This is a genomic window from Microbacterium sp. H37-C3 (assembly GCF_027157935.1).
Taxonomy (GTDB): domain Bacteria; phylum Actinomycetota; class Actinomycetes; order Actinomycetales; family Microbacteriaceae; genus Microbacterium; species Microbacterium plantarum.
The window spans coordinates 893,812-920,761 of sequence record NZ_JAPVLR010000001.1 but is presented as its reverse complement, the minus strand read 5'-3'; the positions used below and the strand labels follow the sequence as shown (position 1 = coordinate 920,761).

Sequence of the window (26,950 nt, the reverse complement as noted above, 5' to 3'; positions counted from 1 at the left end):
ATGACCACGGGGCGGGGGCGCACGCGTCCCCGCCCCGCACCATCCAAGGAGACGATGTGGGCGTCATCACCGACAACCTCGACCTCTGGGGCGAGGCTCTCGGCAACACCCTGTTGCTGTTCTTCGCCGGCGGAGCGATCGCCCTGGTCCTCGGCACCCTGATCGGCGCCATGCGCGTCTCGCCGATTCCGGTGGCGCGCGCCTTCGGCACGGTCTACGTCAACACCATCCGCAACACCCCGCTGACGCTCGTCTTCTTCTTCTTCGCGTTCGGCTACCCGCAGCTCGACCTGCCGAACCCCGGCTTCACGGTGCTCGGCGTCTGGGCGCTGGGCATCTACACCGCGACCTACGTCGCGGAGGTCATCCGCGCGGGAATCAACACCGTGCCGGTCGGCCAGGCCGAGGCGGCCCGTGCGATCGGGCTCACGTTCGGCCAGGTCATGACGCTGGTCGTCATGCCGCAGGCCTTCCGGTCTGTCGTGCCGCCGATGATGAGCGTCTTCATCGCGCTGCTGAAGAACACCACGGTCGCCGCCGGCTTCTCCGTGGTCGAGCTCGGCGCCATCCGCGCGAACCTGAGCGAGCGGGGCGAGAACGCCCTGACCGTGCTCCTCTGGGTCGCCGTCGTCTTCGTCGCCCTGGTGCTGGTCCTCAGCGCCGTGCAGCGACGACTCGAGAACAAGTGGAGGATCGCGCGATGACTTCCGTCCTGTACGACGTCCCGGGGCCCCGCGCGATCCTGCGCAACCGCATCCTCGGCATCGTCACCATCCTCCTGGTCGCCGCGGCGATCGGATTCGTGGTCTTCCGCTTCGCGGTGAGCGGTCAGTTCTCCGCCGACAAGTGGTACATCTTCACGTTCAGCAACGTGTGGCTGGGCATCGGCCGGGCGCTCGGCAACACGCTCGTCGCGTTCGGGGTGGCGGCAGTCGGTGCGCTGGCTCTCGGCTTCGTCCTCGCGATCGGCCGCCTGTCGGATCACGCGTGGGTGCGGATTCCCTTCGGCGTCGTCATCGAGGCGTTCCGGGCCGTCCCGGTGCTGATCTTCATGATGCTGATGTACTACGGCCTGCCGACGCTCGGCATCCGCATGGAGCCGTACTGGGCGGTCGTCATCGCCCTCGTCGCCTACAACGGCTCCGTGCTCGCGGAGGCCCTGCGCGCCGGCATCGAGTCGCTGCCGCGCGGACAGAAGGAGGCCGGCTACGCGATCGGTCTGCGCAAGAGCGGCGTCATGCGCCTCGTCCTGCTGCCGCAGGCGGTCCGCGCAATGCTGCCCGTCATCGTCGCGCAGCTCGTCGTGACGCTGAAGGACACCGCGCTCGGCTTCATCATCACCTACCCCGAGCTGCTGTACTACGCCAAGCAGCTGACCTCCCAGCCGGGGCGCCCGATCCTCCAGGCGGGCATCGTCATCGGCGCGATCTACATCGTGATGTGCCTGCTGCTGTCGTGGTTCGCCAGCTTCCTCGAGAAGCGCCTCTCGCGGTCGCCGCGCACTCCGGGCGGCGGCGCCGCCGCTGTCGACCCGCTGCACCACCCGGTGGCGCCGACGACCGATACCGAGCTCATCGCCACCCAGACGGGGACGGACGGCGCTACGGGCAACGAAGGCGGCGGCTTCGCCGGCTTCCCACGTCGCGGCTGAATTCGACCTCGCCCTTCCGAGACCCGACGGGCCCCTCACGCGAAAGCGGAGGGGCCCGTCGCCGGTAGACTCGACTCCCGTGTCCGACGCACCCGAGATCACCCCTGACGCGGTCGCCGCGGCGGTGGATGCGGCCCTCGCCGCCATCGCCGACGCGTCCTCGACCGCAGAGCTGAAGTCCGCCCGCAACGCCCACACCGCCGAGGGGTCGCCGCTTGCGCGACTCAACGCGCAGCTGCGGTCGGTGCCCAATGAGAAGAAGGCCGAGTTCGGCAAGCTCGTGGGCCAGGCGCGCGGTCGCGTCACCCAGGCTCTTGCTGCCCGCGAGGACGAGCTCGCCGCCGCCGAGACGGCCGCGAAGCTCGAGGCCGAGGCGCTCGACGTCACCGCCATCGCCCCGCGCGGACGCGTCGGGGCGCGGCATCCGATCTCGCTCCTGCAGGAGGAGGTCGCCGACCTCTTCGTCGGGATGGGCTGGGAGATCGCCGAGGGACCGGAGCTCGAGCACGAATGGTTCAACTTCGACTCGTTGAACTTCGACGTCGACCATCCCGCGCGCCAGATGCAGGACACGTTCTTCGTCGACCCGGTCGCGCGGCACCTCGTCATGCGCACGCAGACGAGCCCCGTGCAGATGCGGTCGATGCTCGAGCGTGACATCCCGATCTACGTCCTCTCGCCGGGCCGGGTGTTCCGCACCGACGAGTACGACGCGACCCACCTCCCCGTGTTCACGCAGTTCGAGGGCCTCGTCGTCGACAAGGGCATCACGATGGCCCACCTCAAGGGCACCCTCGACCACGCGGCGCGCGAGCTGTTCGGCCCCGAGGCGAAGACGCGCTTCCGCACCAACTACTTCCCGTTCACCGAGCCGAGCGCCGAGCTCGACCTGTGGCACCCGACCTTCGCTGGCGGAGCGCGCTGGATCGAGTGGGGCGGCTGCGGCATGGTGAACCCCAACGTGCTCCGTGCCGCGGGCATCGATCCCGAGGTCTACTCCGGGTTCGCCTTCGGCATGGGCATCGAGCGGACGCTGATGTTCCGCTCCGACGTGAAGGACATGCGCGACATGGCCGAGGGCGATGTGCGTTTCAGCGAGCAGTTCGGGATGGTGGTCTGATGCGCGTTCCGCTGTCGTGGTTGCGTGAGTACGTCGAGGTACCGGCGGATGCCGCGCCTGAGGACATCCTCGCGGCGCTGGTGTCGGTCGGCTTCGAGGAGGAGGACGTCCACGGTTTCCACCTGACCGGTCCGATCGTCGTGGGCCGCGTGGTCTCGTTCGAGCCCGAGCCGCAGTCCAACGGCAAGACGATCCGCTGGTGCCAGGTCGACGTGGGTGAAGCCAACGGCGGCATCCGCGGCATCGTCTGCGGCGCCGGCAACTTCTTCGAGGGTGACAAGGTCGTCGTGACGCTTCCCGGCGCTGTGCTGCCCGGTCCGTTCCCGATCGCGGCGCGCAAGACGTACGGCCACGTCTCGGACGGCATGATCGCCTCGGCGAAGGAGCTGGGCCTCGGCGACGAGCACTCGGGCATCCTGCGTCTGACCGAGCTCGGACTCGACCCCGAGGTGGGCACCGACGCGATCGCGTTGCTCGGCCTCGACGACGCCGCGATCGACGTCAACGTCACCCCCGACCGCGGCTACGCGCTGTCGGTGCGCGGCATCGCGCGCGAGTACTCGCACGCGACCGGCGCGGCATTCCGCGACCCGGGCCTGCGCGAGTTCGACGAGCTCGAGCACCCCGCGACCGGCTTCGGCGTCGCGGTCGACGACCAGGCGCCGATCCGCGGCCGCGTCGGTGCGACCGAGTTCGCGGTGCGCGTCGTCTCGGGCGTCGACCCGTCGCGGCCGACGCCGCCGTGGATGGTCGCGCGTCTCACGCTCGCCGGCATCCGCTCGCTCGGCATACTGATCGACATCACCAACTACGTGATGCTCGAGCTCGGCAACCCGATTCACGGGTACGACCTCGACAAGCTGACGGGCGGCATCACGGTGCGCCGCGCGACGCCGGGCGAGAAGCTCACGACGCTCGACGGCAAGGAACGCGCCCTCGACGGCGAAGACCTGCTCATCACCGACGAGTCGGGCCCTATCGGCCTCGCCGGCGTCATGGGCGGAGGCACGACGGAGATGACGGATGCGACGCGCAACGTGCTCATCGAGGCCGCGATCTTCGACACCGTCACGATCGCCCGCACCGCTCGTCGGCACAAGCTGCCGAGCGAGGCCTCGCGGCGCTTCGAGCGCGGCGTCGACCCGCTGCTGCCGTTCGTGGCCGCCCGCCGCGTCGCCGACCTCATGGTCGAGCTCGCCGGCGGCACGCTCGAGCCGGTCGGTGGCGCGCTGTTCGGCGAGGTGTTCCTCGAGGCGATCGATCTGCCGCGCGGCTTCGTCGCAGGCCTCATCGGCATCGACTACACCGACGACGAGGTCGTCTCGGCGCTCGAGACGATCGGCGCCGAGGTGACCGACACGGATGCCGGTTGGGAGGTCATCCCGCCGTCGTGGCGGCCCGACCTCACCGACAAGTGGACGCTGGCCGAAGAGGTCGCGCGCATCCACGGCCTCGACCGCGTTCCTTCGGTCCTCCCGACGGCTCCCTCCGGCCGCGGCCTGACGGAAGCGCAGAAGGGGCGCCGCCGCGTATCGAACGCACTCGCGGCCGCGGGCTTCGTCGAGACCCCGTCGTTCCCGTTCACGACGCGAGACAGCAACGATCTGCACGGCTCGGCGTCGGGCGAAGGACTTCCGTCGGTCAAGATCGCGAATCCCCTCGACGGGCAGGCGCCCTTCCTGCGCCGTTCGCTCGTGCCGGGGCTGCTCCAGGTCGCGCACCGCAACGTCTCGCGCGGACTGACCGATCTCGCCCTCTTCGAGGTCGGTGCCGTCTTCCTCCCCGAGCCCGGCCAGCAGTACGGCACCGCGACGGTGCCGCCGCTCGCCGCGCGTCCCGACGACGCCACGCTCGCGGAGCTCCACGCGTCGATCCCGCCGCAGCCGCGTCACGTTGCGGTGCTCGTCGCCGGCAACGTGGCGCCCAAGTCGCCGGGGCATGCCGCCGTCGCGGCGGACCTCAGCGATGTCTTCGCCGCTGTCGCCGCGATCGCTTCGGCGGCCGGCATCGACATCGAGATCTCGCAGGCCCGTCGTGCCGCGCTGCACCCGGGGCGCGCCGCCGCGCTCACGGTCGGAGGTGTCGAGGTCGGCTACGCCGGGGAGCTGCATCCCGAGGTCTCGGCTGCGGCCGACCTGTCGGGCCGTGTCCTCGTCGCCGAGATCGACCTCGACGCGGTTCTGGCGAGCGCGGGGGAGCGGGTCGTCGTCGCGTCGCTGTCGGGCTACCCGGCGGCCACGCAGGACGTCTCGCTCGTCGTTCCTGCGGACGTGACGGCGGGTGCGCTCGCGTCGGCGCTGTCGGAGGGGGCGGGCCAGCTGCTCGAGTCGCTCCGTCTCGTCGACGACTACCGCGGTGCCGGCGTTCCCGAGGGCTCGAAGAGTCTGACGTTCGCGCTGCGCTTCCGCGCCGACGACCGCACCCTCACGGCGGCCGAGGCGAGCGAGGCCAAGCTCGCGGGCGTCGCCGTCGCGGCCGAGCGTTTCGGCGCCGTCATCCGCGACTGATCTGCATATCGGGCGCAGTTCCCCACGTCACGCGCGGTTACGAGCGCGCTCCACGTCCGGAACTGCGCCCGACGCGTTCCTGCGACCGGCCGGCCGACCGAGAGGGGCTTAGCGCGAGCCCCAGTTCCAGGCCGGAACGTCGAGCAGACCCTGACCGCGGACCGTCGTCTCGGCGTTCGATCGCTGGAGTTCGACGCGCGACGGTTCTGGCAGAGCGTCGACGAGCGCATCGGCATGCGACACCGTGAGCACCTGCGTGCGCTCGGATGCCGCTCGGATGAGCGAGGCCAGCGGCCCGAGGAGGGAGGGATGCAGGCTCGCCTCGGGCTCGTTCAGCACCAGGAGCGGTGCGGGTCGCGCCGGCAGCAGCGCGGCACACAGCAGCAGGTACCGCAGCGTGCCGTCCGAGAGCTCGGCCGCATCGAGCGGACGCAGCAGGCCGGGCTGCTCGATCGTCAGGCGGAAGAGTCCGTCGGAGGTCACGACGCGCACGCGGCTGCCCGGGAACGCCTGGTCGACCGCACGCGCCAGAGCGTCGCCGTGCCCGGCGTCGACGATCGTCGCCCAGGTGGCGGCGAGGTTCGCCCCGTCGTGCGCGAGGGTGTGGCTGCGGGTGCCGACCTGTGGTTGGCGCGCGGGTGCATCGAGGTCGACGCGGAAGTGGTCGTAGAAGCGCCATGCGGTCATCGCGCGGCGGAGGGTCAGCAGTTCGGGTGCGGTGTCGCCGTCGGCGAGGTCGGTGACGATGCTCTCGTACGGCGCCAGCTGCTGGTCAAGCATCGTCCAGGAGTGCTCGCGCACGCGGGTGCGCTGTCGCGTGCGGTCGATGAGCAGGGTCGACGGCTTGGCGACCGCGCCGGCGAACACCTGCTCGCGTTTGATCTCGGGGTCGCGGGCGAAGGGGCTGGTCTGGTCGCCCTGCGGGATGCCGAGATCGATGAGGTACCCCAGCTCGTCGGACGCGTAGCCGAGCTGCACCGCGACGGGTCCCCGGCGCACCGTTCCCTGATCTCCGCCGTTCTCGGGCCCGGCCCAGAGGACCGACGGCAGCCCTCCTTCGCGTGCCAGCGCGCCCACGATGTCGCCCCGCGCCGCTGCGGCGAGCAGGCGCAGGGCACGGTAGAGGTTCGACTTGCCTGAGCCGTTGGGGCCGGTGATGACCGTGAGGTCGCCGAGCGGCACGACGACGTCGCGGAGCGAGCGGTATCCCGATACAGCCAGAGTGCGCAGCATCCCCTCACTCTGGCATCCGCGTCTGACACCGCCGTCCGCTTCCCGATAGTGTCGGGGCCGTGAGCGAGATCCCAGCCATCGTCACCCCATCCTCCCCGGCGGCCGGTGCCGCCCCCGCCCTCGAACTGCTCGGCCTGGTCAAGAGGTTCGGTGAGAAGGTCGCCGTCGACGGCATCGACCTCGTCGTGCCGGCCGGCTCGTTCTACGGACTCGTCGGACCGAACGGCGCAGGTAAGACCACGAGCCTCTCCATGGCCACGGGGCTGTTGCGCCCGGATGCCGGCACCGCGCGCGTCCACGGGATCGACGTGTGGCGCGACCCGGTGGCCGCCAAGCGCACGATCGGCAACCTCGCCGACGGCGTGCGGCTCTTCGACCGTCTGACGGGGGAGCAGCTCATCACCTACACCGCGATGATGTTCGGGCTGCCGCGCCCCGAGATCGCACCGCGCGTGTCGGACCTGCTCGACCTCATGGACCTGCGCGGCGCAGCCGGGACGATCGTCGCCGACTACTCTGCGGGCATGACCAAGAAGGTCGCGCTCGCATGCGCTCTCGTGCACGCCCCGCGCCTGCTCGTGCTCGACGAGCCCTTCGAGTCGGTCGACCCGGTGTCGGCCGCGAACATCGAGGACGTCCTGCGCAGCTACACCAGCTCGGGCGGATCGGTGATCGTCTCGAGCCACTCGATGGACCTCGTCCAGCGCATGTGCGACCACGTCGCCGTCATCGCCGCAGGCCGCGTGCTCGCCGCTGGCACGATCGACGAGGTGCGTGCCGGCGAGAGCCTGCAGGACCGCTTCGTCTCGCTCGTCGGCGGACGCCACCAGTCGGAGGGACCGCAGTGGTTGCGACAGTCCTGAAGCTGCGTTACCGCGTTCTCGGGAACACGCTCGCCCGTCGTCCCTGGCAGCTCGTCGGCTTCATCCTCGGATCGCTCTGGGGTCTCAGCATCCTCGGCGGGCTCGTCGTCGGGTTCGTCGCGCTGTCGGTGTTCGAGAACCTCGAGGCCGCGACCGTCGTCGCGGTCCTCGGCGGCTCGATGCTTATCCTCGGCTGGCTCGTGGGTCCGATCATCATCGCGGGGCTCGACAGCACGGTCGACGCCGTGCGTCTGGCGCCGTTCCCCCTGACGCGCCGTCAGGTCATGCTCGCCCTCGCGGGTGCCGGGCTCACCGGCATCCCCGGCATCGTCACCACGGTCGCTGCCCTCGCGACGCTGATCGTGTGGGTGCGGTGGCCGGTCGCGGCCATCGTCGCCGTGCCGACGGTGCTGCTCGGCGTTCTCACCTGTGTGCTGGCCTCGCGTCTGATGGGCGAGCTCTCGGGCGGCATGGGCGGCCGGCGCTCGCGCGAGATCATCGGCACCGTCGTGCTCGTCGTGCTCATCATGACCGGTCCCATCCTCACCGGCATCGCCGCGCTGCTCGATCAGGCCGGTGGCGATCTGTGGACGCGATTGCAGCAGGCCGCCGGCATCCTCGCCTGGACTCCGCTCGGCGCCGCCTGGTCGGTCGCCCCGAGCGCGGCGGCGGGGCAGTGGCTTCCCGCGCTCGCCAGCACCGTGATCGCCATCGTGACCGTCGTGGTGCTCTGGATCGTGTGGGACCGCGTCATCGAGACGGCCGTGTCGTCGCCGCGCCAGCGCGCGACTCGCACCGTGGCTGCCGGAAAGCTCGGCCTCTTCGGCGTGATGCCGACCGGTGGTGTCGGCGCGACGTGGGCGCGATCGCTCTCGGGATGGCTGCGTGATCCGCGGTACCTGCGGCAGCTCATCGTCATCCCGCTGTTCCCCGTGCTCTTCGCCTTTACCGGCGGGACCGACGGCTTCATGTTCCTCATCTCGCCGGTGCTCGCCGCGCTCGTCATGGCCGCGGTGGGCTACGCCGATGTCTCCTTCGACGGCACGGCCTTCGGCACGACCCTCGCCACCGGCATCTCCGGCCGTGCCGACCGTCTCGGTCGCCTGCTCGGCGCCGCCTGCGTCGGAGTTCCGCTGATCGGGCTCATCGCGGTCGCCACCGCGGTGGTCTCGGGCGACGCGGCGCACCTGCCCGCGGTGCTGGGAGCGGCCCTCGGCGTGCTGCTGGCCGGATACGGCGCGTGCGCGGTGTCGTCGGCGCTCATCGTCACCCCGGTGCCCGCACCCGGTGACAGCCCGTTCAAGAGCACCCCGGGGCAGAACTCCATCATGGGCCTGCTGGTCTTCGTCGTATGGGCCGCGGTGATCGCGCTGTCGTTGCCGGCCATCGTGCCCGCCGTCGTGAACGCCGTGACGGGAGACGCGATGTGGGGCTGGATCGCGCTGGCCGCCGGTGTCGTGTTCGGCGCAGTGGTTGCGATCGTCGGGGTGCTCGTCGGTGGGCGCACGATCGAGCGGACCGGTCCCGACCTGCTCGTGCGCATCAAGTCGTTCCCCACCTGATCGACGTCCGGCCCCGCGGCCCCGTCCGAGATCAGCGGTAGCGGCGGCCCTCGTCGCGTCGGTACAGCCACACGACGAGGGCGCCCAGCGCGAGCGTCCACGCGACGACGCCGAGGATCGCCCAGAGGGGCACCTCGGCACCGGTCGCGACGCCGACGACGATCTCTCGGGCCTGACGGATCGGCAGGACCGACGAGGCGGTGTCGAGCCAAGCGGGGAAGAACTGCGGGGGCAGGAACAGGCCGCCGCCGAAGGCGAGCAGGAACAGGGCCACCTGCGTGACGGCGATGGCGGCCTTCGGGCCCGTCGTGAGACCGATGATCGCGCCGATGAGCATCGGCGGAAGCGCCGTCGCGATCACGAGCACGATGGCCGCGAGCAGCCGGAGCGGTTCGGGCCGCGCGCTGGTGAAGACACCTCCGACGACGAGCAGCGGCACCATCGCCACGGTCGCGATCGCGAGGGTCGCCAGGATCAGGGCCCCGATGCGGGCGAGCGGGCTGCCGGGGAGCGTCCGCAGATAGGGCGTCCACGGCTTCGAGCGTTGCTCGGCGAGCTCGAGCCCGACCGAGAACAGCCCGGACGACATGAAGGCGAACACGACCATCGAGCAGACGGCGGCGGTGGCGACGCTGCTATCCGCCACGACCGCGCCCTGGGGCAGCACGAACAGGCAGAACGCGAGGGTCGGGAAGACGACCGACCCGATCACCGCGATCGGAACCCGCGCGGTCTCGATGAGGTTGTATCTGGTCGCAGCCAGGGTGAGCGAGAGCGTGGACATCAGACGGCCTTCTCGGTGGTGGGTGCAGGCGTGGGTGCGGGTGCGCCGGGGTGCGCAGACGTGGCGGTCAGGGCGAGGAACGCCTCCTCGAGCGTCGCTCCGCGCACCGTGAGATCGCGGAACGGTAGATCGGCGGCGACGAGCGAGCGGACGAGAGCGTCGGAGTCGCCGACGACGGCCGTCACGGCGTCGTCTGCGGTGGAGACGGATGACTCGGGGGCGAGGCGCCGGATGTCGTCCGCCGAGACTCCGCGCAGGGTGACACGGCGTCGCGACACGCTCGACACGACAGCCGCGAGCGTGTCATCGGTGCGGACGACACCGTCGTCGATGACGACGACGCGGTGAGCGAGCTGCTCGATCTCTTCGAGGTGGTGGCTCGTGACCACGACGGCGCATCCGGCGGCGTGCCGGGCGCGGACGGCATCCCACAGTGCTCGTCGGGCGTCGACGTCGAGACCGGTTGTGGGCTCGTCGAGCAGCACGAGGTCGGGGTCGCCGACGAAGGCCAGCGCGACGGCCACACGCCGCTGCTGCCCGCCCGACAGCGCCCCGCACTGCTGGCGCAGCAGCGGGCCGAGGTCGAACTCCTCGATGATGCGGGCGCGGGGGGAAGGATGGGGGAAGTGCGCCGCGACGAAGTCGAGCACCTCGCCCACGCGCAGGGCCTCGGGCAGCGCCGTCGCCTGCGGTGTCGACCCGAGTCGAACGCGGGATGACGCGGCGCGCGGGTCGCCGCCGAACAGGCGCACCTCGCCGCTGGTCGGGGTTCGCAGGCCTTCGACGAGCGACAGGAGGGTCGTCTTACCGGCGCCGTTCGGGCCTAGCAGGCCGACGCATTCGCCGACATGGATGTCGAGGGTCACTCCGGCCAGCGCGGTGACGTCGCCGAACCGCTTCACGAGGTGGCGGGTGCTGATGAGAGCGGTCATGATCCTCCTCCGAGGAGATCGAGCAGATGGGTGCGGTAGGTGCGGAACGCGGCGCGCCCGGCGGGGGTCAGCGCGACGTAGGTCACGGGCTTCCGGCCCGCGAAGGCCTTGCTGGTATCGACGTAGCCCGCCGCCTCGAGCTTCGCGAGGTGCGTGGTGAGGTTCCCGGCGGTCATCCCGAGCAGCTTCTGCAGCACGGGGAAGGTCACCTCGTCGCCGTCGGCGAGGGCCTCGTTCAGCGCCGTGACGATGCGCAGGCGGGCCGGGGCGTGGATCACCGGGTCGAGCTCGGTCATCGGCTGCCTTCCGCCGGGATGACGCCGCGCAGCATCAGGGTCGCGACGATGAGCATCGCGAGCGGTCCGACGGTCGCGTACACGAGGTAGTTGGTCGGCGTGCCCGCGTACGAGGCCACGACCGCGGTGGCGATCATCACGATGCCGAGCGCGTACTGGACGGGGGAGCGCCACAGCGCCCCGCCGGCGAGGTAGAGCACGCCGACCAGCAGGACGAAGATCGCGGGGGAGAGCACTGCCACGACGTCGGCATCCGCGCCGGTGCGCTGTACCGCGCCGATGAGGAGCCCGGCACCGAACATCGACAGCGACCACGCCCAGCCGTACATGGCCCCGGCCAGGCGCGACGGCCCCCGCACGCCCACGCCGGAGCGGATGCCGGCGACGGCGGAGACGACGATGCCGGCGATGAGCACCGTGCCGAAGACGATCCATGCGGGGGTCGTCGGAATGCGGAACCAGGGGTTGCCGCCGCCGTCGGCCGCGCTCCAGATGGCTCCGAAACCGACGATCCACGCCGCCGCCCAGGTGATGAGCATCACCGCGTAGTTGCGGTTGACCCAGTGCGCGGTGCGTCGGCGCTGGTCCTGCATGAGGGCGAGCATCGCCGCCGGGTCGGCCTGCGACTCGTCATCTATCGGATCGTGTTCCATACAAACCACTTTGCACTGCAAACCTACCCTGCGTCAACGCGGCATCCGGTCGTGCCCGCGCCGCATCGGTCGCACGTCGAAGCGTCGGGCGCAGTTCGAATCGCGCCCGACAGTGACAACTGCGCCTCATCCGGCGGGCGCGGTGAGCGGGGGTGCCGCCAGGGGGATTTGGCGGATGCCGCGAGGGAGCGCTACTGTCGGCGCATGTCTTCGGCCCCGCAGCGCACCGTCACGGTGCTTCGCGCGCGCCGACGTCTGGGCGACCGCCGACGCTAGGCGACCCTGCACGCTCCCGCATCCGCGGTTGAGCGCGTGGTGTCGCCGCCGCCGGTCCCCGTCGCCGCGAGGGCGACGTCATCCCAGACAATAAGGTGGAAGTCATGCCCCTCTCCGTCGCCGTCTCCGGCGCATCCGGATACGCGGGAGGCGAGATCCTGCGCCTGCTCGCCGCTCACCCCGAGGTCGAGATCCGCACGGTCACCGCGCACTCCAACGCCGGTCAGCCGCTCATCGATCACCAGCCGCACCTCCGCTCGCTGCGTCACCTCACGCTGCAGCCCTCGACGCCCGAGGTGCTCGCGGGGCACGACATCGTGTTCCTCGCCCTCCCGCACGGTCAGTCGGGTCAGTACACCGAGGCGCTCGCCGACACCGCCCTCGTCATCGACGCGGGCGCCGACCACCGGCTGACCTCGTCCGACGACTGGGATGCCTTCTACGGCGGCGACTTCCACGAGCCCTGGACCTACGGTGTGCCCGAGCTCCTCGTCGGAGGCGCGAACGGCACCGGCAAGCAGCGCGACAAGCTCGTCGGAGCCTCGCGCATCGCTGCTCCCGGGTGCAACGCCTCGACCGTCGCGCTGAGCCTCGCGCCCGGTGTCGCAGCCGGTGTCATCGACCCGGCCGACATCGTGAGCGTGCTCGCGGTCGGTCCGTCCGGCGCGGGCAAGAGCCTGAAGACGAACCTCCTCGCCGCCGAGATCCTCGGATCGGCGAACCCCTATGCCATCGGCGGGACGCACCGCCACATCCCCGAGATCCGGCAGGCGCTTCGGGGAGCGGGCGCGGCAGGCGACATCCGCATCTCGTTCACGCCCGTCCTCGTTCCGATGTCGCGCGGCATCCTGGCCACCTCGACCGCTCCGATCGCGGACGGCGTCTCCGACGCTCAGATCCGCGAGGCGTGGGAGAGCGCCTACGCGGATGAGACGTTCGTGCAGCTGCTGCCCGAAGGATCCTTCCCTCGGACAGCGGACGTCACCGGCGCGAACACCGCGCTCATGGGCCTGGCGATCGACCGGGCCGCCGGCCGTGTGGTCGTCGTGGCCGCGGTCGACAACCTCGCCAAGGGCACCGCGGGTGCCGCCATCCAGTCGATGAACATCGCCCTCGGTTTCGCCGAGACCACGGGCCTGAGCGTGAACGGAGTCGCCCCGTGAGCGTCACCGCCCCCCAGGGTTTCGAAGCCGCCGGTGTCGCCGCGGGTCTGAAGTCGACCGGCAAGCCTGACGTCGCCGTCGTCGTCAACCGCGGCCCGCTCAAGGTCGGCGCCGCGGTGTTCACCTCGAACCGCGCCAAGGCGAACCCGATCTTGTGGTCGCAGCAGGCGATCGCCGATGGCGTCGTCGAAGCCATCGTCCTCAACTCCGGCGGAGCGAACTGCTTCACGGGCAGCTTCGGCTTCCAGACGACGCACCAGACCGCCGAGAAGGCGGGGAAGCTGCTGGATGTCAGCTCGGGCGATGTGCTCGTCTGCTCCACGGGCCTCATCGGCACCGGCGACGAGGTGTTCCGCGCCAAGGTGCTCGAGGGCACCACGGCGGCGATCGGCTCGCTCAGTGCCGAGGGCGGCGAGGACGCCTCGCTCGCGATCATGACCACCGACTCGCGGCCCAAGCGCGCCGTCGTCTCACGGGGTGGCTGGACGATCGGCGGCATGGCGAAGGGCGCGGGGATGCTCGCGCCGGGCCTCGCGACGATGCTCGTCGTCATCACCACCGACGCCGTTCTCGACGCGGCGCAGGCGGATGCCGCGCTGCGCTCCGCTACCCGCACGAGCTTCGACCGGCTCGACTCCGACGGATGCATGTCGACCAACGACCAGGTCACGCTCATGGTCAGCGGCGCGTCGGGCGTGACGCCGGATGCCGCCGAGTTCGCCGCCGCGCTCGCCGAGCTGTGCGCCGACCTCGCCGAGCAGCTGCAGGGTGATGCCGAGGGCGCGAGCCACGACATCGCGATCGAGGTCGTCGGCGCGGCATCCGAAGAGGACGCCGTCGTCGTCGGACGCTCGGTCGCGCGCAACAATCTCTTCAAGGCCGCGATCTTCGGCAACGACCCGAACTGGGGCCGGGTGCTCGCCGCGATCGGCACGACCGACGCGGCCTTCGACCCCTACGACGTCGACGTCTCGTTCAACGGCGTGCGGGTGTGCACCGCCGGCGGGCCCGACCGTCCGCGTGAAGAGGTCGACCTGACGCCCCGCGCGACGCGCATCCTCATCGACCTGAAGTCGGGCGATGCCACGGCGACGATCCTCACGAACGACCTCACGCACGACTACGTCCACGAGAACAGCGCTTACTCCTCATGAACGACATCGACCTCCAGTACACGACCCCCGAAGAGGCGGCCGCCAAAGCGGGCGTCCTCATCGAGTCGCTGCCGTGGCTGCAGCGCTTCCGCGATCAGATCATCGTCATCAAGTACGGCGGCAACGCGATGGTTTCTGAGGAGTTGCAGGAGTCGTTCGCGCAGGACATCGCTTACCTCCGCTTCGTCGGCGTGAAGCCCGTCGTCGTCCACGGCGGCGGCCCGCAGATCTCGAAGATGCTCGACCGGCTCTCGATCGAGAGTGAGTTCAAGGGCGGCTACCGGGTCACCAGCACCGAGGCGATCGACGTCGTCCGGATGGTGCTGACCGGGCAGATCAACCCGCAGCTCGTCGCCCGCATCAACGCGTACGGCCCGTTCGCCACCGGCCTGTCGGGCGAGGATGCCGGTCTGTTCGGCGGTCGCCGGCGCGGCGTCGTGATCGACGGCACCGAGCACGACCTCGGGCACGTCGGCGATGTCGTGGAGGTCGACCCGCAGCCGGTGCACGATCAGCTCGACGCCGGACGCATCCCGGTGATCTCCTCGATCGCACCCGATCTCGACAACCCCGGTCATTCGCTCAACGTGAATGCGGATGCCGCAGCCGCGGCACTCGCGACGGCCCTCGGCGCCACGAAGCTCGTCGTCCTCACCGACGTGCCCGGCCTCTACGCCGACTGGCCCAACCGCGACTCGCTCGTCTCGCATCTGACGTCGACCGACCTGCGCGCGATGCTGCCGAAGCTCGAGTCGGGGATGATCCCGAAGATGCAGGCATGCCTCGACGCGGTCGACGGGGGAGTGGACACGGCGGCCATCATCGACGGACGCCAGCCCCACTCGGTGCTGGTCGAAGTCTTCACAGCACAGGGAATCGGTACGGAGGTGGTGGCGGGATGACGAACCCGACGATCCAGCAGACAGCGCCCACATGGGCGGATGACGTCGATCGCGACCTCGTCCGCAGCGCCGGCGCACGCCTGGCGCTGCTCGAGCGCGGCGAGGGCGCGTACGTCTGGGATGTCGACGGCAAGCGCTACCTCGACTTCCTGGCCGGCATCGCCGTCAACTCGCTCGGACATGCTCACCCCGTGTTCGTCGAGGCGGTCTCGCGTCAGGCAGCCACGTTGTCGCACGTCTCGAACTACTTCGCCACGCCGCCGCAGCTCGAGCTCGCGGCGAAGCTCAAGCGGCTCGCGGGCACCGGCGACGCCGGTCGCGTCTACTTCGGCAACTCCGGCGCCGAGGCGAACGAGGCGGCGTTCAAGCTCGCGCGTCTGCACGGCGGAGCCGAGCGCCCCCGCATCCTCGCGCTGAAGGATGCGTTCCACGGTCGCACGATGGGCACCCTCGCCCTCACCGGCAAGCCGCAGATGCAGCAGCCGTTCGAGCCGATGGTTCCCGGCGTCGAGAGCATCGACTCCACGATCGAGGCTCTCGAGGCCGCGATCGACGACCGCGTCGCGGCGCTGTTCGTCGAGCCCATCAAGGGCGAGGCCGGGGTCATTCCGCTGCCCGAGGGCTACCTCGCGGCGGCGCGTGAGATCACGAAGCGCCACGGCGCGCTGCTGATCATCGACGAGATCCAGACCGGTGCCGGGCGCACCGGCGCGTGGTTCGCCTTCCAGCACGCCGGTATCGAGCCAGACGCGATCACGGTCGCCAAGGGCATCGGCGGCGGCTTCCCGATCGGCGCACTGATCACCTTCGCGAGCGCGAGCGACCTCTTCTACCCGGGCACGCACGGCTCGACGTTCGGCGGCAACCCGCTGGGCACCGCGGTGGCGTCGGCGGTGCTCGGCGAGATCGAGAATGGCGGGCTCGTCGAGGCCGCCGCAGCTCACGGCGCCCGCCTGCGGCAGGTGCTCGAGACGATCGATTCGGCACTGGTCGAGGGCGTGCGCGGACAGGGTCTGCTGCTGGGCGTCGGGCTGCGGCATCCGGTCGCCGGCGCCGTCGTCGCGGCGGCGCAGGAGCACGGCCTGATCGTCAACGCCGCCAACGACCGCACCGTGCGGATCGCTCCGCCGCTCACCATCGGCGACGTCGAGATCGACGAGTTCGCCGAGCTTTTCACCGCCGCGCTGCGCACCGTCGAGTCGGCCCTGCTTCTCGAGAACACGACCACGGAGGAATCCGCATGACCCGCCACCTGCTCCGCGACGACGACCTGAGCCCGGCCGAGCAGGCCGAGGTCCTCGACCTCGCGCTCTCGCTGAAGAAGGACCGCTGGAAGCTGAAGCCCCTCGAGGGTCCGCAGACCGTCGCGGTCATCTTCGACAAGTCGTCGACCCGCACGCGCGTCTCGTTCGCGGTCGGCATCGCCGACCTCGGTGGCTCGCCGCTGATCATCTCGACGGCCAACAGCCAGCTCGGCGGCAAGGAGACCCCGTCTGACACCGCGCGCGTGCTCGAGCGCCAGGTCGCCGCGATCGTGTGGCGCACGTACGCGCAGGCAGGCCTCGAGGAGATGGCGCGCGGTACCCGGGTGCCGGTCGTCAACGCGCTGAGCGACGACTTCCACCCCTGCCAGCTGCTCGCCGACCTGCTGACCATCCGGGAGCACAAGGGCGACCTCGCCGGGCTCACGCTGTCGTTCTTCGGCGACGGGCAGTCGAACATGGGTCACTCGTACGTGCTCGCGGGCGTGACCGCGGGCATGCACGTTCGAGTCGCATCTCCCGAGGGGTACGGCCCGCGTGAGGATGTCGTCGCCGACGCGCAGCGCATCGCGGCACAGACGGGCGGATCGGTCACGATCCTCGTCGACCCGCTCGAAGCGGCATCCGGCGCCGACGTCATCGTGACCGACACGTGGGTGTCGATGGGCAAGGAGGAGGAGAAGATCGCACGCATCCGCGATCTGGGTGCGTACAAGGTGACGCAGCAGACGATGGATGCCGCCGCCGACGGGGCGATCTTCATGCACTGCCTGCCCGCCGACCGGGGCTACGAGGTCGACGCCGACGTCATCGACGGCTCGCACAGCGTCGTCTGGGACGAGGCCGAGAACCGTCTGCACGCGCAGAAGGCGCTGCTGGTCTGGCTGCTGCGTCAGCAGTGACCGCGGAGCGGTGAGGAGCGGCCGGTGCCGGGGATGAGCGAGATGCTGCGGCGCCGCCCGCTGTTCGCGCCCGCGCGCATCGACGGCATCGACCTCGCTCGCGGCCTCGCCGTGATCGGGATGCTCGCGGCGCACCTGCTCGCGATCCCCGACTTCGATTGGACGATCCCCTCCTCGTACGAGGGGATCGTCCACGGGCGCTCGTCGATCCTGTTCGCAACGCTCGCGGGTGTCTCGATCGGGCTCATCAGCGGCGGACCGGTTCCGCTGCGCGGGCCACGACTCGAGACGGCCCGTCTGCGCCTGCTCGTGCGGGCCGGAGCGATCTGGGTGATCGGCGTGCTGCTTCTCTTCCTCGCGGTGCCGGTGTACGTCATCCTTCCCGCCTACGCGCTGCTGTTCGTGATCGCCGCGGCGGTGCTGCCGCTGCGAGCACGCACGCTGCTCATCGCGGCCGCGGTCGTCGGGCTCGTGGCGCCGTTCCCGCAGGCGGCGATCGACGGCCTGTCGTTCTGGTCGACACCCGAGGGGGTCGACGTCTCGAACGCTGTCGGATGGCACTACCCGTTCCTGACCTGGATGGCGTTCGTCCTCGCGGGCATGGGGGCGGCGCGCCTCGACCTGCGCTCGCGCGCGACGCCGTGGCTCCTCGCGCTCGCGGGGCTCGCCCTGACCGCTGTCGGCGCCGCGCTCGACATCGTGTGGGGACGCTCCGAGGTCTTCGGTGAGACACCGTGGACCGGGGAGGCGCATTCGTCCGGACTGTTCGAGGTGATCGGATCCGGCGGGTTCGCCCTCCTCGTCATCGGCGTGTGCGTGCTCGTGTGCCGGACGCCCCTCACGTGGGTCGCGCTGCCGCTGCGCGCCGTGGGCTCGATGCCGCTGACCGCGTACTCGGCGCAGATCGTCGTATGGGCACTCACCCGGCCCGCCGCCGAGCCGGGCGTCTTCGAGCTCGACTCCTACCGAGCCCTCGATCCGTTCTGGCCGATGACCCTCGGCATCATCGTCGGATGCACGGCCTGGGCGCTCGCCGTCGGGCGCGGTCCCCTCGAAGCCGGCATCGACGCACTCGCCCGACTGACGGTGCGCGGGCGCGTGGAGGCGCCGGGCACAGCGATGCCGCCCCGATAGGCTGGAGCGATGAGCGCAGACACGTCAGGCGGCACGAACTCCGGGGCTCTCTGGGGAGCCCGCTTCGCCTCGGGCCCCGCGCCCGAGCTGGCCCGCCTGAGCCGATCGACGCACTTCGACTGGGCGCTCGCCGGATACGACATCGCCGGATCTCACGCTCACGCGAAGGCGCTCGCCGCCGCCGGGTACCTCACGCCCGACGAGGAGAGCCGCATGCACGCGGGGCTCGACTCGGTGCTCGCCGCCGTCCGCGACGGATCGCTGCAGCCCGCCCCCGGCGACGAAGACGTGCACGGCGCGCTCGAGGCCGCCCTCATCGCGACCGTCGGGCCGGAGCTCGGCGGCAAGCTGCGCGCCGGACGCAGCCGCAACGACCAGATCGCCACGCTCGTGCGCCTGTACCTGCTCGATCACGCCGAGGTCATCGCCCGTGACATCCTGCGGGTCATCGACGCCATCGTCGGTCAGGCCGAGAACCACTCCCGCGCGATCATGCCCGGCCGCACCCACCTGCAGCACGCGCAGCCGGTGCTGCTCGCCCACCACCTGCAGGCCCACGCCTGGCCGCTGCTGCGCGACCTGGAGCGCCTGCGCGACTGGTCGGCGCGCGCGCGGGTCTCGCCCTACGGTGGGGGAGCGCTCGCCGGTGCGACCCTCGGTCTCGACCCGCAGCTCGTGGCCACGGAGCTCGGCCTCGAGCGTCCAGCCGACAACTCGATCGACGGCACCTCCTCGCGGGATGTCGTGGCCGAGTTCGCTTTCATCGCCGCGATGATCGGCGTCGACATCTCGCGGTTCGCCGAAGACATCATCATCTGGAACACCCGCGAGTTCGGCTTCGTCACGCTCGATGACGGCTACTCGACCGGGTCGAGCATCATGCCGCAGAAGAAGAACCCCGACATCGCCGAGCTCGCTCGCGGCAAGGCCGGTCGTGTGATCGGCAACCTCTCGGGCCTGCTCGCGACCCTCAAGGCGCTGCCGCTCGCGTACAACCGCGACCTGCAGGAAGACAAGGAGCCGGTCTTCGACTCGATCGAGACGCTCGAGGTGGTCTTGCCCGCGTTCGCCGGCATGGTCGCGACGCTCCGCTTCGACGTCGACCGGATGGCCGAGCTCGCGCCGCAGGGGTTCTCGCTCGCGACCGATGTCGCCGAGTGGCTCGTCAAGCGCGGTGTGCCGTTCCGCGAGGCGCACGAGATCTCGGGCTCGCTCGTGCGGCTCTGCGAGGAGCGGGGCATCGAGCTGCATGAGGCATCCGATGACGACCTCGTCTCGGTCTCGGAGCACCTGGCTCCCGAGGTCCGCGAGGTTCTGTCGCCCGAGGGATCGGTCGCCAGCCGCGACGGCATCGGCGGAACCGCGCCGGTGCGGGTCGACGAGCAACGTGCGGCACTGATCGCTCAGGCTCAGCAGGCCGTGCGGGTGTGGCAGCTCTGACATAAGCGATCGGCTGATACCTGGCGTTCATCAGCTGATGACTGATATCCGCGGGATATAAGTGCTAGCCTGATCTGCATGACCGTTGCTGTCATCGCCGACATCGTCGGCTCTCGCCTGCTCGACGATCGCAGCCGCACCCAGGCGCAGATCGAAGCAGCGATGGCCGAGGTCGATCGCGCCTTTCCCGTCGCCGTGACCCCGATGCGTGCCACGTTCGCCGACGAGTTCCAGGCGGTCTTCGACGAGCTGGATGACGCGCTGGCCTGGCTTCTGCTCCTGCAGCTGTCGCTGCCCGACGAGGCGTCGCTGCGCTTCGGGGTCGGTGTCGGCGACGTCGGCTCGGTCGTTTCCGAGAGCTCGGACATCTCCGACGGCCCGGGGTGGTGGCGGGCGCGCGAGGCGATCGAGCAGGTGCACGCGATGCAGGACCGCGCGGTCCCGCGCGCCCGCATCCGCATTGTCGGAGGGGACGACGAGGATGTCGCCATGGCCGATCGCATCCGCTTCGCCAACGCCTATGCGCTCGCCCGCGACGAACTCGTCGGGGCGATGTCGTCGCGTGCGCGGCGCCTGACCTACGGCCGCTGCCTCGGTCGCACCCAGGGCGCTCTCGCGAAGGAGGAGGGCATCACCCAGTCGGCCGTCTCGCAGCTGCTGGCGTCATCCGGAGCTCCCGCGATCGTCGCCGGGTACGCGGCCCTAACGGAGCGCTCGTCGTGATCGGCGCGGGACTCATCCTTCTCGCCGTCGGAGGGCTCGATCTCGCCCGCAAGCGGCTGTCGGGCGCGAAGCTCGGGATCGTGCTGGTGGTCCTCGGCGCGGCGCTGCTGCCGCTCGCAGCCTGGGCGGGCGCCGCGGCCTGGTGGTTCGCGGCGATCGCCGTCGCGGCCGGGTGGGCGGCGGTCACCTCGACGCGCGAGCCCACTCGATGGGGACTGTGGCCCGCGGCGATCCTGGCGGTCGTCGTGGCCGTGGCGGTCGCCCTCATCGGGGTGCGCGACGGCCAGGGGCCGCTGGAACGGATCTGGCCGATCGACTCACCCCTCGGCGTCGTGAGCCTCGACCTCGCCATCGCGCTCGCGGGTGGGCTGGTGTTCCTCGTCGAGTCCGGCAACGTCATCGTGCGCGCGTCGCTGCGGGGCGGTGTCGTGGCAGCCGAGGCGACGAACGCGCTGAAAGGCGGGCGCATCATCGGCCCCCTCGAGCGCGTGCTGGTCTTCGCGCTCACCCTCACCGGAGCGTTCACGCTGCTGGCCGCCGTGCTCGCGGCGAAGGGCATCGTCCGCTTCCCGGAGATCTCGCGCGACCACGACGGCGGAGACCGCGCCGAGTACTTCCTCGTCGGAAGCCTCGTCAGCTGGGTCGTCGCCCTCGGCGCGGCCTTTCTCATCTGGTGGGGCACCGCCTGAGCGTCATCGAGGCGGGTCGGCGGGTGCGCCGCTGATAACCTGAAGCGCGTGTCTGATGAAGCCCTGACGACCGCCCCCGTGGCGCTCGATCCCGCGTTCGAGAACGTGTGGGACGAGCTGGTGTGGCGCGGTCTCGTGCATGTGTCCACCGACCAGGAAGCGCTGCGAGAGGCGCTCGGCGGAGACCCCATCACGTGTTACTGCGGCTTCGACCCGACGGCGGCATCCCTGCACCTCGGTCACCTCGTGCAGCTGCTGACGCTTCGCCGTCTGCAGCTCGCCGGACACAAGCCCCTCGGGCTCGTCGGCGGCTCGACCGGCCTGATCGGCGACCCCCGCCCGACCGCCGAGCGCACGCTCAACTCGCGCGAAACGGTCGCCGAGTGGGTCGACCGCCTGCGCGGCCAGATCGAGAAGTACCTCAGCTTCGAGGGCGAGAACGCCGCCCGCATGGTGAACAACCTCGACTGGACGGCGCCGCTGTCGGCGATCGACTTCCTGCGCGAGATCGGCAAGCACTACCGCGTCGGCACGATGCTGAAGAAGGATGCCGTCGCCGCGCGCCTGAACTCGGATGCCGGCATCAGCTACACCGAGTTCAGCTACCAGATTCTGCAGGGACTCGACTTCCTCGAGCTCTACCGTCAGTACGGCTGCACGCTGCAGACCGGTGGATCGGACCAGTGGGGCAACCTCACCAGTGGCACCGACCTCATCCACCGTGTCGAGGGCACCTCGGTGCACGCGTTCGGCACGCCGCTGATCACCAACAGCGACGGCACGAAGTTCGGCAAGAGCGAGGGCAACGCCATCTGGATCGACGCCGAGCTCACGAGTCCGTACGCGTTCTACCAGTTCTGGCTCTCGACCGCGGATGCCGATGTCGTCGAGCGCCTGAAGGTGTTCACCTTCCTCAGCAGCGCAGAGATCGCCGACTACGAGCGCCTCGTCGCCGACGAGCCGTTCCGCCGCGCCGCGCAGAAGCGTCTGGCGTTCGAGGTCACCGCGACGGTGCACGGTGTGGATGCGACGGCGAAGGTCATCGCGGCATCCGACGCTCTGTTCGGCCAGGGCGACCTGACCGCGCTCGACGCCGCCACGCTGCGCTCGGCTCTGCAGGAACTTCCGCACGCCACGGCGTCGGCCGGCGCCTCGGTCGTGCAGCTTCTCGTCGACACCGGGCTCGTGGGCAGCCTGTCGGAGGCCCGTCGGGCCATCGCGCAGGGCGGCGTCTCGGTCAACGGTGCGAAGGTCGACGACGAGTCGGCCGTCGTCGTCGGCGATCTGCCGGGTGGCGTGGCCGTGCTGCGGCGGGGCAAGAAGACGCTCGCGGGCGTTTTCATCGAGGACTGACCCGACCGGATGCCGTTCACTCCGAGCCACGCCGTCGTCGCGCTGGCGGTTGTTCGCACACCGCTCGTGCCGGCGGCGGTGGCTGTCGGGGCGATGGCTCCGGACCTGCCGTTGTTCGCCCGGGGAATCGGCATCAGCTATGCGCAGACCCACGCGTACCCGTGGCTGACGGTCGCGATCGCGGGAGTGCTGCTGCTCGCGTGGTGGCTGCTGCTGCGCCCCGCGGTGCGTGAGCTCGCGCCGGACTGGCTGGCGGCAAGGCTGCCGCCGGCGTGGGATGCCGCGGCAGGCGACGCGCTGCGAACCGTACGTCCCGGATCGGGGCGGAGCCGGTCGGTGGCGCTCACGGTGTTGTTGGTCGTGGTGTCGCTGGCGCTGGGCGTGCTGAGTCACATCGCCTGGGATGCCTTCACCCACGAGGGGCGCTGGGGCGTCGAGCTCATCCCCGCGCTGGCCGAACGCTGGGGTCCGTTCCACGGGTACCGCTGGTTCCAGTACGCCTCGAGCGCGCTGGGTCTGCTCGGGCTCGCGGTGGCGGGGGCGTTCTGGCTGCGGAAGCGGCCGCTGTCATCCGTGCGGCGGGTGCTGCCCGGTGCGGTGCGGGTCGTCTGGTGGGCATCGCTGCCGGTGGCGCTCGTCGCGGCGTGGCTGATCGGCCTCGCAGCCTACGGCCCGCTCACGGCGGAGTGGACCGCTCAGCACCTTGCGTACCGCGTGCTGCCGCCGGCATGCGCCATCTGGGGAATGGTGACGCTCGTGCTGTGCGTCGTCGTACGGGTGGCGCGTCGCCGCGTCGTGCGCTGAGTATCGGGGCTTCTGGTCTTCAGCGGCCCGTGGTCGTGTGGCCGAGGTGATGGATCAATCGACTCCGCGCAGTCGGTCGATCTCGCGACGTTCGCGTTTCGTCGGTCGGCCGGCGCCACGGTCACGGACGGCGAGCATCGCCATCGGCTCGCGCGGGGGAGTGCGGTCTTCCAGGGCGGTCGCTGCGACGGGCGCGCCGACGCGCTTGGTGAGCGTCTGCCGGACGACGAGGATGCGGTCGAAGCCCGCGATCCGCACGCGCAGCTCGTCGCCGGGCTTCACTGACTGCGACGCTTTGACCTTTTCGCCGTTGACCCGGACGTGACCGGCGCGGCAGGCCGTGGTCGCCGCTGAGCGGGTCTTGTAGATGCGGACCGCCCACAGCCACGAGTCCACACGGACGGGGGCATCGGATGCGGTCATGCGTTCCATTCTCGTCGAAGCGTCAGGGGTGCTCGCCGGTGCTGGTCTCGTTCGCGCCGGCCAGGTCGAGCGAGACGACGGCGACGTGCGGCTTCGGGCGGGCGACCTCGCGGAAGCCGGCGCTGAGGAACGTGGACAGGGCCCCGTGGTACAGCTCGTTCGAGGTGACCTTGCGCCCCGCATCCGGGTCGACCGGGTACGCCTCGACCACGCGAGCGCCGTTCTCGCGGGCGAAGGTGACGGCAGCATCGAGGAGGGCCGCGTTGAGGCCCGAGCCGCGATGCTCCTTGCGGACGGCGAAACAGCTGACGGCCCAGACATCCGCGTCATCCCAGGGCTCTTCGGTCGCGCCCGCATAGGCGCGGGTTTTGCTCAGTCGGATCTGGCGAGTACGCGGACCGACGCGGACCCAGCCGGCGGCATCGCCATCGACGTAGGCGACGAGGCCGGGGGAGGGCGCGGCATCCACTTCGCTGCGGAAGGCCGCGGCACGGCCTTCGACGTCGGTGCGCTGGAAGTCGGCGTTGGTCATCGTCCACCATTGACACTGACACTCATGTCCGTCGCCGCCGCCGCTCATCGCGTGCTGGGCATCGCTGAAGCTGCCGGGCGTCACCGGCACGATCGTCGTCTCGCTCATGGCCAGACCGTAGCGCCAGCCTCGGACACCGGGCAACGATCGGGGCCAGCGAGGCCGCGCAACGCGCCCGGGTGCGCCGGTTCGCGAGCGCGCTCAGGACCGGTTAGGATAGGGGAGTTGTCCGCGTGCGGACAGCGGACCGGGATGTGGCGCAGCTTGGTAGCGCACTTGACTGGGGGTCAAGGGGTCGCAGGTTCAAATCCTGTCATCCCGACGGTTGAAAGGCCCGGAATCTCGCAAGAGATTCCGGGCCTTTGCATGTCCCGGAATCGGCACCCACTCGTTGTGCCTGGAACGGCTTCAGGGCGCCTTCGCAGCGCGCGCACGTTGAACGTGCTCCGCTGCCAAGGCCGTGAGGGCCCCCTCGTTCAAACGATCTCGATCTTGTCCTGCATCATGTCCCAGACGCGCTCGCGTTCGGCTGTGATGTCGACCGCGCGCCCCGCGGTGGTCTCGGCGACGAGGTTGAGTGGCCAGTCGATCAACGAGCCGTAGCGCGCCGAGTAGATGGCGAGGCGTTGAATGCCGTAGACGTCGGAGTTGTCCAGGAGGGCGTAACCGAGCAGCTGATGGATGTGTTCGGGCTTCAGCACGTCGGGACGGGCGCCGGCCTTGGTCTTGGGCGCGAGGTTTGACTTGACATCGATAAGCATGCCGCCGGAGATCATGTCAGCCTCGGCGGCGATGCGCTGCCCTTCGCCCGGCCGAGACAGGTCGAAGCGCGGTCCGAAGACGGTGGGCGGCTCCAGGCGCGGCATCAGGCGAGACTCGAGCAACTCCCGAAGGGCGCTCAACTCGGCGACCGCCTCGGGCGGTGCCTCCGTCATCATCCGCGACGCTGCGAACTCGTGCGCCTGCACAAGCTCCGGAATCCGTGGAGCAATGCCTGCGCCCGCGCGGAATGCCGACACGCACAGGGCGAGGCCCCACACTGCCCGAGCTTGCGTTTCACGGTCGGGGTTGTTCGCGAGCGCGACCAGACTTCCCAACTCCTCGTGATAATCGCTGTTGAATGGGAAGAGCTGCGCGGCCGAGTCGGGCAACTCCTCCGGCTCCGCGATGAGCCGTGGGACCAGGTCGATCGCCGTGCCGATCATCGTCGGGCTGGCGCCCTGACTATCCACGGTGAGCGCATCGGCGCGCGCTTTGTAATCCGCCTGAATGGGTTTCAAATTCGGGAACGTCAGTCGCAGGTGTGCCCCGAGCGTCGTGTTGGCGTCCTTGAGGTCCTGGCTAAACGTGCCACGCGTCCTATACATGCCTCAGAGGGTATCGGAAATGAAAGCATCGAGCCCTGCCAACGATCGCCGTACCCTGGAAAGCACACCGAGCCGTCGACTTCCCGTACGGACTGCTCATGATCAGCCGTCCACTCCTCGCCGGGCCGAGACGGAGATGGTCCGAGCTAAGGTTTGTCCGCTGCTTTCCATGAGGAGGGCTAACCCATGAGTGAAGCTCACGGTGTCCGCGCGGCGAACTGTCCGCACACAGCTTCGCGGTCCGGGTCGTAGCAGATACTGAGCCAGAGAGGCCGCCAAAGATGAACGCGGCCACGCCGTCAGCCACGCCGACGCGAGCCGCGGTTTCGCGCCGCGACCACCGCCATCGCGATGCAGCCGACGGTGAGCACCGCCGGCGCCACGGTAAAGGCGAGGGACCCGCTCATGATGCCCCACATGACGAGCGCCATGCCAACAACGCTCAGCACGACCCACATGATTGCCGCTGGTCGTTCCATATCCTGGCCCTTCGTCACCATGCACAGTCCCCGACAGGCCCCTAAGCCTATATGGATGCCGTTCGCGCAGCCTCATGCAAGGATGCGTCCGGCCTAATAGATGTGATGTGCATAAGCGTGGCTCAAAAGCGCGCACCCTCGCCGTTTCGACACACCTGGACGTTCTCAAGAGGCGCTGCTACGTTCAAGGAGACGACGGAGTCACGCTCTTTGACCCGAACGCCGAGCCGCCCCGAGCGTCGTTCAAGAATCCGTGAATACTTGCGCCTTCCGGGCTCAAGTAGGAACAGAGAGGTGAGGGACGATGAGAAAGTCCACCAAGATTGCCACTATTGGCGTATTAGCAGCCGCACTCATGCTTCCGGCAGCGAATGCAGTTGCAGGGACGTCATACGCGGGGTTCAGCACAACGCTGCCAGCGCTGCAGCAGGGCGTCCTCGCGGTGAACCAGATCAAGTCGAATGCCTCCGCCGCTGGTGACATCCGGAGCATCAGCGTCGGCTCCGACTACAACCTGAATGCGCGACAGTGCCGCCTGGATCGCGCGGCAGGTCCCGGGTCGACGCCCGCCCAGGTGACGTGCGGCACAGAGCGGTTCAACCTCGGTGATGGAGCCTCGGCTACGCTCCCGAGCGGATCGCACGTCGCGGCCGGCAACCGTGCGTACCTGCAGCTCCACAACTCGACGTGGGCGGTCGTGCGCGTATCGGCGAGCGGAAGCTGGCGATCCAACTGAGCAACCCGAA

Annotated in this window: 27 protein-coding genes and 1 tRNA gene; 19 read left to right on the top strand and 9 right to left on the bottom strand. The window is 70.1% G+C overall.

Features of this window, described 5'->3' with window-relative positions; genetic code table 11:
* Positions 1-56: 56 nt before the first annotated feature.
* From O1W71_RS04570 to pheT, 4 genes are all read left to right on the top strand, one after another.
* The gene (locus O1W71_RS04570; protein WP_112613805.1) at positions 57-704 is read left to right on the top strand and encodes an amino acid ABC transporter permease; all 648 of its coding nucleotides are present in this window, start codon (positions 57-59) and stop codon (positions 702-704) included.
* The gene (locus O1W71_RS04565) at positions 701-1,651 is read left to right on the top strand and encodes an amino acid ABC transporter permease (protein ID WP_269266667.1); all 951 of its coding nucleotides are present in this window, start codon (positions 701-703) and stop codon (positions 1,649-1,651) included. The genes O1W71_RS04570 and O1W71_RS04565 overlap by 4 nt, the downstream gene beginning before the upstream one ends.
* A gap of 79 nt (positions 1,652-1,730) precedes the next feature.
* Positions 1,731-2,771 (top strand): phenylalanine--tRNA ligase subunit alpha, encoded by a 1,041-nt coding sequence (gene pheS / locus O1W71_RS04560; protein ID WP_269266666.1) that lies wholly within the window; start codon positions 1,731-1,733, stop codon positions 2,769-2,771.
* Positions 2,771-5,278 carry a phenylalanine--tRNA ligase subunit beta gene (gene pheT, locus O1W71_RS04555; RefSeq protein WP_269266665.1) on the top strand — a complete coding sequence of 836 codons (2,508 nt, stop codon included), beginning with the start codon at positions 2,771-2,773 and terminating at the stop codon, positions 5,276-5,278. Before pheS ends, pheT begins: the two co-directional genes overlap by 1 nt.
* Before the next feature lie 108 nt (positions 5,279-5,386).
* Here the strand turns inward: pheT and O1W71_RS04550 are convergent, their stop codons facing one another.
* A complete protein-coding gene (locus O1W71_RS04550; RefSeq protein WP_269266664.1) occupies positions 5,387-6,511 on the bottom strand; it encodes an AAA family ATPase in 1,125 nt (374 codons plus the stop codon).
* Positions 6,512-6,570: 59 nt separating this feature from the next.
* On the opposite strand from O1W71_RS04550, the gene O1W71_RS04545 reads away from it, so the two are divergent.
* Positions 6,571-7,374: an ABC transporter ATP-binding protein gene (locus O1W71_RS04545; RefSeq protein WP_269266663.1), complete on the top strand. Its 804-nt coding sequence runs from the start codon at positions 6,571-6,573 to the stop codon at positions 7,372-7,374.
* Entirely contained in the window at positions 7,356-8,936 is a 1,581-nt protein-coding gene (locus O1W71_RS04540; RefSeq protein ID WP_269266662.1) for a hypothetical protein, read from the top strand. Before O1W71_RS04545 ends, O1W71_RS04540 begins: the two co-directional genes overlap by 19 nt.
* Positions 8,937-8,967: 31 nt before the next feature.
* Here O1W71_RS04540 and O1W71_RS04535 read toward each other — a convergent pair whose 3' ends face one another.
* The 4 genes from O1W71_RS04535 to O1W71_RS04520 are packed head-to-tail and all read right to left on the bottom strand — an operon-like array spanning position 8,968 to position 11,601.
* The gene (locus O1W71_RS04535; protein ID WP_269266661.1) at positions 8,968-9,720 is read right to left on the bottom strand and encodes an ABC transporter permease; all 753 of its coding nucleotides are present in this window, start codon (positions 9,718-9,720) and stop codon (positions 8,968-8,970) included.
* Positions 9,720-10,652 carry an ABC transporter ATP-binding protein gene (locus tag O1W71_RS04530; protein ID WP_269266660.1) on the bottom strand — a complete coding sequence of 311 codons (933 nt, stop codon included), beginning with the start codon at positions 10,650-10,652 and terminating at the stop codon, positions 9,720-9,722. Before O1W71_RS04530 ends, O1W71_RS04535 begins: the two co-directional genes overlap by 1 nt.
* Positions 10,649-10,948 (bottom strand): transcriptional regulator, encoded by a 300-nt coding sequence (locus O1W71_RS04525; protein ID WP_269266659.1) that lies wholly within the window; start codon positions 10,946-10,948, stop codon positions 10,649-10,651. Before O1W71_RS04525 ends, O1W71_RS04530 begins: the two co-directional genes overlap by 4 nt.
* Positions 10,945-11,601 (bottom strand): hypothetical protein, encoded by a 657-nt coding sequence (locus tag O1W71_RS04520; RefSeq protein ID WP_269266658.1) that lies wholly within the window; start codon positions 11,599-11,601, stop codon positions 10,945-10,947. The genes O1W71_RS04525 and O1W71_RS04520 overlap by 4 nt, the downstream gene beginning before the upstream one ends.
* Before the next feature lie 380 nt (positions 11,602-11,981).
* Here O1W71_RS04520 and argC point away from each other — a divergent pair, with 380 nt between their 5' ends.
* The 11 genes from argC (at position 11,982) to O1W71_RS04465 (ending at position 23,403) form a co-directional block, all read left to right on the top strand.
* Entirely contained in the window at positions 11,982-13,040 is a 1,059-nt protein-coding gene (gene argC, locus O1W71_RS04515) for an N-acetyl-gamma-glutamyl-phosphate reductase (RefSeq protein ID WP_269266657.1), read from the top strand.
* Complete coding sequence (gene argJ, locus O1W71_RS04510) at positions 13,037-14,194, top strand: bifunctional glutamate N-acetyltransferase/amino-acid acetyltransferase ArgJ (RefSeq protein ID WP_269266656.1); 1,158 nt, start codon at positions 13,037-13,039, stop codon at positions 14,192-14,194. The genes argC and argJ overlap by 4 nt, the downstream gene beginning before the upstream one ends.
* Complete coding sequence (argB, locus tag O1W71_RS04505; RefSeq protein ID WP_114587953.1) at positions 14,191-15,096, top strand: acetylglutamate kinase; 906 nt, start codon at positions 14,191-14,193, stop codon at positions 15,094-15,096. Before argJ ends, argB begins: the two co-directional genes overlap by 4 nt.
* A complete protein-coding gene (locus O1W71_RS04500; protein WP_112613827.1) occupies positions 15,093-16,340 on the top strand; it encodes an acetylornithine transaminase in 1,248 nt (415 codons plus the stop codon). Before argB ends, O1W71_RS04500 begins: the two co-directional genes overlap by 4 nt.
* Positions 16,337-17,260, top strand: a complete 924-nt coding sequence (gene argF, locus O1W71_RS04495; RefSeq protein WP_064956902.1) for an ornithine carbamoyltransferase — start codon at positions 16,337-16,339, stop codon at positions 17,258-17,260. Before O1W71_RS04500 ends, argF begins: the two co-directional genes overlap by 4 nt.
* A gap of 33 nt (positions 17,261-17,293) precedes the next feature.
* Positions 17,294-18,394 carry a heparan-alpha-glucosaminide N-acetyltransferase domain-containing protein gene (locus O1W71_RS04490; RefSeq protein ID WP_269266791.1) on the top strand — a complete coding sequence of 367 codons (1,101 nt, stop codon included), beginning with the start codon at positions 17,294-17,296 and terminating at the stop codon, positions 18,392-18,394.
* Positions 18,395-18,403: 9 nt separating this feature from the next.
* Complete coding sequence (gene argH / locus O1W71_RS04485) at positions 18,404-19,834, top strand: argininosuccinate lyase (RefSeq protein WP_112613831.1); 1,431 nt, start codon at positions 18,404-18,406, stop codon at positions 19,832-19,834.
* Between the two features lie 78 nt (positions 19,835-19,912).
* Positions 19,913-20,557 (top strand): SatD family protein, encoded by a 645-nt coding sequence (locus O1W71_RS04480; protein ID WP_269266655.1) that lies wholly within the window; start codon positions 19,913-19,915, stop codon positions 20,555-20,557.
* On the top strand, positions 20,554-21,246 hold the full coding sequence (locus O1W71_RS04475) for a hypothetical protein (protein WP_269266654.1): 693 nt from the start codon (positions 20,554-20,556) through the stop codon (positions 21,244-21,246). Before O1W71_RS04480 ends, O1W71_RS04475 begins: the two co-directional genes overlap by 4 nt.
* Before the next feature lie 48 nt (positions 21,247-21,294).
* Positions 21,295-22,599, top strand: coding sequence for a tyrosine--tRNA ligase (tyrS, locus tag O1W71_RS04470; protein ID WP_269266653.1), 1,305 nt, complete (start codon positions 21,295-21,297; stop codon positions 22,597-22,599).
* 9 nt (positions 22,600-22,608) lie between these two features.
* On the top strand, positions 22,609-23,403 hold the full coding sequence (locus O1W71_RS04465) for a DUF4184 family protein (RefSeq protein WP_269266652.1): 795 nt from the start codon (positions 22,609-22,611) through the stop codon (positions 23,401-23,403).
* 54 nt (positions 23,404-23,457) lie between these two features.
* On the opposite strand, the gene O1W71_RS04460 is transcribed toward O1W71_RS04465, so the two are convergent.
* Together O1W71_RS04460 and O1W71_RS04455 are read right to left on the bottom strand one after the other, a co-directional pair.
* Positions 23,458-23,826, bottom strand: coding sequence for an RNA-binding S4 domain-containing protein (locus O1W71_RS04460; protein WP_023951692.1), 369 nt, complete (start codon positions 23,824-23,826; stop codon positions 23,458-23,460).
* A gap of 22 nt (positions 23,827-23,848) precedes the next feature.
* The gene (locus O1W71_RS04455) at positions 23,849-24,466 is read right to left on the bottom strand and encodes a GNAT family N-acetyltransferase (RefSeq protein WP_269266651.1); all 618 of its coding nucleotides are present in this window, start codon (positions 24,464-24,466) and stop codon (positions 23,849-23,851) included.
* A 140-nt stretch (positions 24,467-24,606) separates the two neighbouring features.
* Between O1W71_RS04455 and O1W71_RS04450 the strand changes: the two genes are divergently transcribed.
* Positions 24,607-24,680 (top strand) — tRNA-Pro (locus O1W71_RS04450).
* Between the two features lie 154 nt (positions 24,681-24,834).
* On the opposite strand, the gene O1W71_RS04445 is transcribed toward O1W71_RS04450, so the two are convergent.
* Both O1W71_RS04445 and O1W71_RS04440 read right to left on the bottom strand, forming a co-directional pair.
* Positions 24,835-25,725, bottom strand: coding sequence for a hypothetical protein (locus tag O1W71_RS04445; RefSeq protein WP_269266650.1), 891 nt, complete (start codon positions 25,723-25,725; stop codon positions 24,835-24,837).
* Between the two features lie 299 nt (positions 25,726-26,024).
* Positions 26,025-26,225: a hypothetical protein gene (locus O1W71_RS04440; RefSeq protein ID WP_269266649.1), complete on the bottom strand. Its 201-nt coding sequence runs from the start codon at positions 26,223-26,225 to the stop codon at positions 26,025-26,027.
* Between the two features lie 283 nt (positions 26,226-26,508).
* Here O1W71_RS04440 and O1W71_RS04435 point away from each other — a divergent pair, with 283 nt between their 5' ends.
* Complete coding sequence (locus tag O1W71_RS04435; protein ID WP_269266648.1) at positions 26,509-26,940, top strand: hypothetical protein; 432 nt, start codon at positions 26,509-26,511, stop codon at positions 26,938-26,940.
* The last annotated feature ends 10 nt before the right edge of the window (positions 26,941-26,950 follow it).